5 protein-coding genes and 1 other RNA gene are annotated in these 8,225 nt (G+C 53.2%); all 6 read right to left on the bottom strand.

All coding sequences use genetic code 11. From position 1 onward, the window contains the following. Positions 1–447: 447 nt before the first annotated feature. An RNA gene (gene rnpB / locus BMW41_RS13590) (RNase P RNA component class A) lies at positions 448–796 on the bottom strand. A gap of 144 nt (positions 797–940) precedes the next feature. Continuing rightward, a complete protein-coding gene (locus BMW41_RS13585) occupies positions 941–2,593 on the bottom strand; it encodes a nucleoside kinase (protein WP_074650724.1) in 1,653 nt (550 codons plus the stop codon). 13 nt (positions 2,594–2,606) lie between these two features. After that, on the bottom strand, positions 2,607–3,407 hold the full coding sequence (locus BMW41_RS13580) for a Nif3-like dinuclear metal center hexameric protein (protein WP_074650723.1): 801 nt from the start codon (positions 3,405–3,407) through the stop codon (positions 2,607–2,609). Beyond that, positions 3,394–4,110 carry a tRNA (adenine(22)-N(1))-methyltransferase gene (locus tag BMW41_RS13575; RefSeq protein WP_242870360.1) on the bottom strand — a complete coding sequence of 239 codons (717 nt, stop codon included), beginning with the start codon at positions 4,108–4,110 and terminating at the stop codon, positions 3,394–3,396. The genes BMW41_RS13580 and BMW41_RS13575 overlap by 14 nt, the downstream gene beginning before the upstream one ends. A gap of 117 nt (positions 4,111–4,227) precedes the next feature. Continuing rightward, positions 4,228–5,397, bottom strand: coding sequence for an RNA polymerase sigma factor RpoD (gene rpoD / locus BMW41_RS13570; protein WP_074650726.1), 1,170 nt, complete (start codon positions 5,395–5,397; stop codon positions 4,228–4,230). A 118-nt stretch (positions 5,398–5,515) separates the two neighbouring features. Beyond that, positions 5,516–7,597, bottom strand: coding sequence for a DNA primase (dnaG, locus tag BMW41_RS13565; RefSeq protein ID WP_074650721.1), 2,082 nt, complete (start codon positions 7,595–7,597; stop codon positions 5,516–5,518). Between the last annotated feature and the right edge of the window lie 628 nt (positions 7,598–8,225).

The following is an 8,225-nucleotide window of genomic DNA, read 5'->3' as shown; positions in this document are numbered from 1 at the left end:
CGGCGGCGAATGTTGTATCGTCTTTGCCGCGTCCGTGAGATCTCCCCGGGTACCCACACGTTCTTTCACACTTATACCTGTCCCGTCTACTGTTGGCGTTCCGTGCAGTTTTTGGACTTTGGCTTGTTTGGCAGCCTCATCCACGCTTCACAGCCTGTTCGGGATTCCTGTTCGTCAGGCCAGCGCTTTGCCTCGGGCTTCCTTCAGACCCACACCTCACGGTGGAGCCCTTGCCTCTGGCTGCATCCTTCCCACTGCCGGGCGGATCAGGGACTTTCACCCCTTAGAACGTGCGCCCGCCGGGCGCACCAAAAGGGAGAAAGCAGCCGGCTGCAAAAGCCGGTTGCTTTCTCCTTTTTTTATCCCGCGGTACATCCCGTCATACGGTGAGAAAAACAGGTTTCTTCCGGAATCGGGGATATATCATTTTTGTCTGAATTTATTAGAGTTCTGAGCCGAACGGTAAGCCGGGTTATGTCGTTGGATGGTCATCTATCTAGACCTGATGTCGCCACCAGGCTCAATCGACCTGCCCGAGAACTGACGGGCCGCCATATGTTCTCTGTTCGGTCTTTCTCCGGATGGGGTTTACATGTGCCCCGCCTGTTACCACGCGGGCGGTAGTCTCTTACACTGCCTTTCCACCCTTACCATGAAGTCATGGCGGTTTATTTCTGTTGCACTGTCCTGGGAGTCACCTCCACCAGACGTTATCTGGCATCCTGCCCTGCGAAGCCCGGACTTTCCTCTCCCGCGGCCTTTCGGCACTTACGGCAGCGACCATCTGTCCTGCTCAGAACATCCGTTACTTTATCATCTTTTCATCTCTCTGTCAAATGAGATGTCCGTCTCTTTGATTATTTTCGCGGATCTGCGGCGCACTGCTGAGAGTCGGTTCCGTTTTGAAAACAGCTTCCTGCGATCGTATCGCCCCTTCTCTTTACGCGCCGAAGCATCCTCCGCCCACAAATTCACGAAGCAGGGAATTCTTCGGTACCGTCTCGCTCGAAACACCGAGAAAATAGCTGAGGAATTTCAGCAGACGCTTCGCCTCCGGATACTCCTCGCTGTCCCGCGGCACCTTATAGAGGAGTGGTTCCGCAAACTGCTTGAGCACCGAAAGCTCGTACAAAAGCGCGGAATTGAACATCACATCCGCCTCGTCCTGATACGGGAAAATATTTTTTTCCTCTCCCCGGCGGACGCTGTCCCACATGGCGATCGTTGCCTGAGCGCCGTGACCTCTCGTTCTCGCGTCGCGGATAATGCGGCGGATCAGTCTTCCGTCGGTTGTCGGAATCCGGTTGTGCTCATCGATATTCAGCTGTGTCAGCGCGCTGATGTAGATCTTATACTTCTTATCCTTCGGAAAACCGCCGGACAGTTTTTCATTCAGGCAGTGGATGCCTTCCAGCACCAGAACGTCACCCTCTCCGATTTTCAGAAAATTCTTGTTGTACTCCCTCGTTCCGGTGAGGAAATTGAATTTCGGAAGTTCCACCTGCTCCCCGCGAAGAAGCGCGTTGATATCCCTGGACAAAAGATCTACGTCCAGCGCGTCGATGGACTCAAAATCCAGCTTTCCGTTTTCGTCTCTCGGCGTTCTGGAACGGTCCACAAAATAATTGTCCGTCTCGATCGGATGCGGCGTAAGTCCCAGCGCGGCCAGCTGAATGGACAGACGGTGGGAAAATGTGGTCTTACCGGAGGACGACGGTCCCGCGATCAGAATGATCTTCCGGCCGGATCGATAGATTTCCTCGGCGATCTCTCCGATCTTTTTCTCCTGAATCGCCTCCTGCATGAGAATCAGATCCTGTGTTTTCCCCTCCGCGATGGCGTCATTCAGTGTTCCCACATCAAATACGCCGAGTTTTGCCCCCCAGGTATCCGCTTCCCGCTGGATTTCAAACAGTTTCGAACTCGGCGAAAACTCCGGAACGCAGTCCGGATCTCCCGGCGTCGGAAGCAGAAGCACAAATCCCTTTCCGTAGAGAGCCAGTTTCCAGGTGCGGATATATCCGGTGTCCGGAACCATGTATCCGAAAAAGTAATCGTCAAAGTTCTCGATGCTGTACACATTGACACGGGACGCCCTGCGGTAATGGAACAGCCGTTCCTTGTCAAACATGTGATGTTTGTGGAAGAGCGCGATCGCGTCGTCGGTATTGATGCTTCTCTTGTGAATCGGAATCCGGCATGAGGAAAGTCTCCGCATCTCCGCGTCCACGCGGTCCAGCAGATCCTGCGTCACTTCCAGATCGTTGCGCGGTTCCAGATAAAGGCCGCTTCCGATGGAAAACAGCACTTTCAGGCGGTTGACATCATCCTTGCCGCTCACATCAAAAAATGCCTTCATCAGAAGAAACAGGGCGCTTCGGCTGTAGGCGGACATTCCGCTCTTATCCCGCGCCGTGATGAGTTTCAGCGTTCCGGACTCCTCGATGGGCCGGTGCAGCTCGCGAAGCTTTCCGTTGATCTCCGCCAGAAGAATCTTCGGCGCATCCACATCCTCATAGCGGTCCGTCAGTTCGCGGATCGCGGTTCCGTGCTCCACTTCGTAGGTGTCTTCCCCAATATTGATCGTAAGCATATGAATACCTCCCTCAGATCACCTCTGCCGGAAAATGTTCCTCCGCCGTCATGATCTCCACTTCATCCGTCAGAATCTCTTCCAGATAATCCTTCATCACCGGCATAAATATGTGCTCGATACCGTAATGTCCCGCATCAATGACCGGAATTCCCTTTTCCAGTCCGTCCAGCCCCTGATGATGGCTGATATCGCCCGATATGTAGACATCCGCGCCGCTGGCCACGGCGGCATCCACATCGCTCCCGCCGGACCCCGGAAGGAGCGCGGCGCGCCGGATCATCTTCCCGGATCCCAGATCGCCGAAAACGGAAACATGCGGAATATGGAAAACCTTTTTGGTGTATTCCGCGATCTCACGCAGCGTCATCGGTGCCGGCAGATCCCCCACGACGCCGATTCCGTATTCTTTGCCGTCCCGGCAGATCCCGGTGGGCTCCAGAACCTTCATATTCTGAAGATCCATCATTTTTCCGGCCGAATCCCCCATTCCTCCCGGCATGCAGTCAAAATTCGTATGCATCGCATAATATGCAATGTCTGCCGCCGCGAGGCGAAGAATCCGTTTTCCGACAAAATCGCCGTCATTGACCAGCTTCAGTCCCTTAAAAATCAGCGGATGGTGGGTAATGATCATATCCGCCCCGCGGGCCTCGGCCTCGTCCAGAACGGCATCGGTCAGATCCACCGCCAGCAGGATCTTTGACACTTCCTTATCGCCTCTGCCCGCCTGAAAGCCGGGATTATCCCAGTCTTCGGCATAAGACAGCGGCACCAGCTTTTCGCATACCAGAATGACATCACTGCATTTCATGTTCTGCCTCCTTGATCGCCGCAAGATATTCCCGCAGTTCCTCCGCCCGCGCTCTTCCCCGCCCGGAATCCTGTTTTTCCAGTCCAGCAAGAATCTGCAGGCTGACCTGCTTTTCCTTTTCCAGGTATTCGCGGAACACCGGATCTTTTTCGCGGATCAGGCAGGCGCCGAACCGGAGGTAAATGCTGTCTTCCGCCGGCATCTCACCGTCTTCGCGAAGTTCCGTATCCATCACCGTGTAGTACTTTCCGGCATCCTTCACCATCTTTTCCCGCACGATCACAAGCCCCTTGCGGTGCAGAAAGCGGCGGAATTCCATGATGTCCGACTGGGGTGAGAGAATCAGATGCTTCAGCTTCCGGACGCAGTCCCAGCCCTCCCCGATGATTTTTTCTTCCAGCGGTCCGCCCATTCCGGCGATCACGCAGGTATCGGTCTCTCCCGGCACCATTTTTTCAAAGCCGTTGGAGAGCCGGGTTTCGATCCGGTCGGAAAGGCCGTACCGGCGGATGTGCTGTTCTGCCCGCTCCAGTGGTCCCGGAACAACATCCATCGCCAGTGCCCGCGGAGAGACTCCGCTCTGCACCAGATGGATCGGTATATACCCGTGGTCGGTTCCGATGTCCGCAGCGGTTTCCCCCGGGCGCACAAAGGACGCCACCAGAGAAAGCCGGGCGGAAAGTTCGATTGTATTTCCTGTCATAGATCTGTCTGTTCCTTTATTTTCGTGCATATGCGCCAAAGCCCGGGCGTTTTGCCCGATTCCGGCGGCCGCCCCGATCCCGCGGAAGGACCGCAAAGCGGTTTCGCAGCGTCAGCATCACTCGTCCAGAAAATCTTTTAATTTTCTGCTTCTGCTGGGGTGTCTCAGCTTGCGGAGCGCCTTTGCCTCGATCTGACGGATCCGCTCTCTCGTGACGTCGAACGTCTGTCCGACTTCCTCGAGGGTTCGCTGTTTTCCGTCGTCCAGACCGAAACGCATGCGGAGCACTCTCTGCTCGCGGTCAGTCAGCGTATCCAGTGCCTCCATAATCTCCTCGTGAAGCGACTGCTTCTCCGCCTCATCCTGCGGCACGCGGACATTGTCATCCGGAATGAAATCTCCCATGTGGCTGTCGCCCTCTTCTCCGATGGGGGTTTCCAACGATACCGGATCCTGCGAGAGCGTCATGATCTTGCGCACCTGCTCGACCTTGATGCCCATGCGCTCCGCGATCTCCTCCGGAGACGGATCTCTTCCGAGCTCCTGAAGGAGCTGGCGCGCCGTGCGCTGCTGCCGGCTCATGGTCTCATACATGTGAACCGGCTTGCGGATGGTATCTCCCTGATCCGCGATCGCTCTCGTGATGGCCTGACGGATCCACCATGTGGCGTATGTGCTGAACTTAAATCCCTTTCGATAATCGTATTTTTCAACTGCTTTCAGCAGACCGAGATTTCCCTCCTGAATCAGATCCAGAAAAGAAAGCTTTCTGCCGAGATATTTTTTCGCGATACTTACCACCAGACGAAGATTCGCCTGTGCGAGTTCATTTTTCGCCAGCTTCTTCTCCGCGTCGGTTCCCTCTTCGATCTGTCTTGCCAGCTCGATCTCCCGATCACTGGACAGAAGCGGAACTTTTCCGATCTCCTTCAGATACATTCTGACCGGATCGGTGACACTGCTTCCCTCGCCCATGCGCTCGATCGACGCTTCCTCCAGCGCGGCTTCCTCCTCGGATATGTCGTCCTCATGGTCCATCAGATTGTCATCCTCGATGTCATCTTCCAGATCCTGAGCCAGTTCCGGATCAAACTCCTCATCCGACTCCTCCGCGACCACATCGACGCCGTTCTTGTCCAGGAATTCATAGATCCGTTCCATCTCATCCGGTTTCGGAACCCGGAATACCTGCACAATATCGTGTTCACCCAGAACATTTTTCTTCGACTGCGCAAGTTTCAGCAAATCCTGAAGCTTCGCGTCAAATTCCGTGTCCCCGATGATCATTTCTTCTCTGTCCTCTGTTTTTCTGGTTCTGGCCATGTCTGTTCCCCCTTGTGTTTCTTGTGACTTCGTTCACCTGTTTAACTGCAAAAGGTATTACGGCAAGACAGACTGCTCTATATCAGTCCATCGTAACTCTGAGGTTCGTAAGATCCTGCTGTGCGTGTATCAGTTCCTGCATTTTTGCGATATCCGTGCAGGATGCCAGCTGATGTTCTATGCTATTTTTCTTGATTCGAAGCACGGTTTCGGAAAATGCCTTCTTCTGTGCTTCATTCTCCAGAGATTCGGCGATGTCGCAGTTGAAAAGCTTCGCCACCTCTTCCTGGCTCCCCGCATCATCGATGAAATGATTCAGGATTTTTGCCGGATTGACGCTTCCGTCCGGCGTGTTTTCGTGTTCCCGGAATACATCCTCCGCCGCTCTCCGGTAAAGCGGTTCCACAAAATCTTCCGGTCCGATGATGCCGCTCAGTTTTTCAAAGAGCGCCGGTTTTTCGATCAGCCAGGTCAGAAGAAGCCTTTCTGACTGCCGGAGTCCCTCCTCGGACTCGCTTCTCCTCTTCGGAGCGCTCCGGGCCGGTCCCGGCGTCCGCCTCTCTCTGTTCTCCGGCCTGCGGAACCGGTCGGGATCCGCATTTTCTCCCGCATCTGCATCCTCATCCGGCACATATCCGCCGAAATCATCCGGGTCTGACGCGTAGTCCTCGGGGCGAAAGCCGTCCGGGACAAAACTATCCGGCATAAAGCTGTTCTCCTCGTAATTCTGCGTGTTCGGTCCGTTTGATCCGGCCCTTGTCTCTTCCTGATTTCGTCCGGTGGATTTTGCACTTTGCGGTGTCTGAAAACCGTAGGCATCTTTTTTCGGTTCGGTCCGGCTCCGGAAATAGCCTTCCTGACTCTCCGGCCCGGTACCGTATTTCATCGCCAGCTGATTGACCAGTCCCCGCAGCTTGTCCTGCGGAATCATGAATTCTCTCGCGACGGCTTCCGTGTAATTGTCTCTCTCCAGAGCTTCCTCAAAAACGAGCAGTTTACGGGCAGTCTTGTTATAGAATTCCGTCTTCTGATCCGGGTCGGACATGTCCAGATCCCGCTTCAGCACGTCGATTTCAAAATAAAAACTGTTTCTCGCCTCTTCGATCCGCGCCTCGAAAGCTTCCGCACCTTCCGCCTTGATAAACTCGTCCGGATCCTTATAAGGCTTCATATTCAGAACTTTTGTCGTAATTCCGACTTCCCGAAGCATCGGGATCGCGCGGAGCGCCGCCTTGGTTCCGGCTCCGTCGCTATCATATGTCAGAATGACCGTATCCGTGTAACGTTTCAGAATCTTGGCATGATTCTCGGTGAGCGCGGTTCCCAGCGACGCCACCGCGTTGGTGAATCCGGCCTGATGCATGGAGATCACATCCATATATCCCTCACAGAGAAGCATATATTTTTTTCTCGTGGTTCTCGCATAATTCAAACCGTACAGATTCCGGTTCTTCTCGAACACTTTCGTCTCCGGCGAATTCAGATATTTCGGTTCCCCGTCGCCCATGACACGGCCGCCGAAACCAATCACACGGTTGTTCGCATCCATAATCGGAAACATCACACGGTCCCAGAACTTGTCGTAAACGCCACGTTCCTTGTAGCTGACAAGGCCCGTCTCCTTTAACACCGAATCGCTGTATCCCTTGCTCTTCAGATACTGATATAAATCATTGCTGGTTTTGTTGGAATATCCGAGACCGAAATGCCGGATGGTCTCATCGCTGAGCTGTCTTCCCGCAAAATAATCCAATCCGCGTTTGCCCTGCGGGGCCTTCAGCTGATGATAGAAATAGTTTGCCGCGGTCTTATTGATTTCAAGAATCGTATTCTTCAGATCCTGCTGTTCTTTCTGCTGACGGCTGTACTGCATCTTCGGCAGAGTGACGCCGCCGCGGTCCGCAAGCATCTCCAGTGCCTCGCGGAACGTGAAATTCTCATATTTCATCACGAACGTGATGACATTTCCGCTGACGCCGCAGCCAAAGCAATGATACATCTGCTTGGTGGGCGAGACGGAGAAGGAAGGCGATTTTTCACCGTGAAAAGGACAGAGTCCGAAGTAATTCGCACCGGATTTTTTCAGTTTTATATATCCGGAAATGACGTCCACAATATCGTTTCTGGACCGTACTTCCTCGATTACCTCGTCCGGATAATACATGCTGCTGTCATCCCCTTCCGTCATGTATAGATTGAAGCCAATGATATTGACAGCATATCACATTTTATCTGTTTTTAACAGTATAAAGTGAATAAGAATGATAATATTCAGAATTTTGTCAATTCATCCTTTCCCTATCAATATATTTCTTTTCGATCCAGAACAAAGTCCGCAAGCGGACTTCGGCTCCCCCATCCCCTCAGTCCTGAGGGGAGCTCCGCGGACTTTGCGCGCCGCCGCTGGTCACCGTCAGGTGACAGCTTCCTTACAGCGGCGTGCGCATCCTCGCGGAGCGTTTTTGTTTCATAGGGAATTTCGAAGAAATTTCCTCTCCAATTAATCAAGTGTTTTTTTGTGTAAATTCATAGATTTTTATTCATCCTCAGATTGAGTGATTGCTTGGTTATGGACTAATCCTTGCCTAAATTGACAGATATATAGGTTTTTTGGGTACTCCAAATAAAGCGTCGTTTGATTACGATTTAAATGGCCTCGATGTATACCCATCCCTATATGGCAGCTCACCTCTCATGTCCAACAGGATCAGCCTCTTTGGGCGTCCTCACTTCCTTCGTTCTGCCTATCCATAACCAGGGTGCCAGCTCAGCTATGACTCAGGATCCTTGTC

This window comes from [Clostridium] aminophilum (genome assembly GCF_900101295.1).
Taxonomy (GTDB): Bacteria; Bacillota; Clostridia; order Lachnospirales; family Lachnospiraceae; genus Clostridium_R; species Clostridium_R aminophilum_A.
This window is presented reverse-complemented; position numbering and strand designations above follow the sequence as displayed.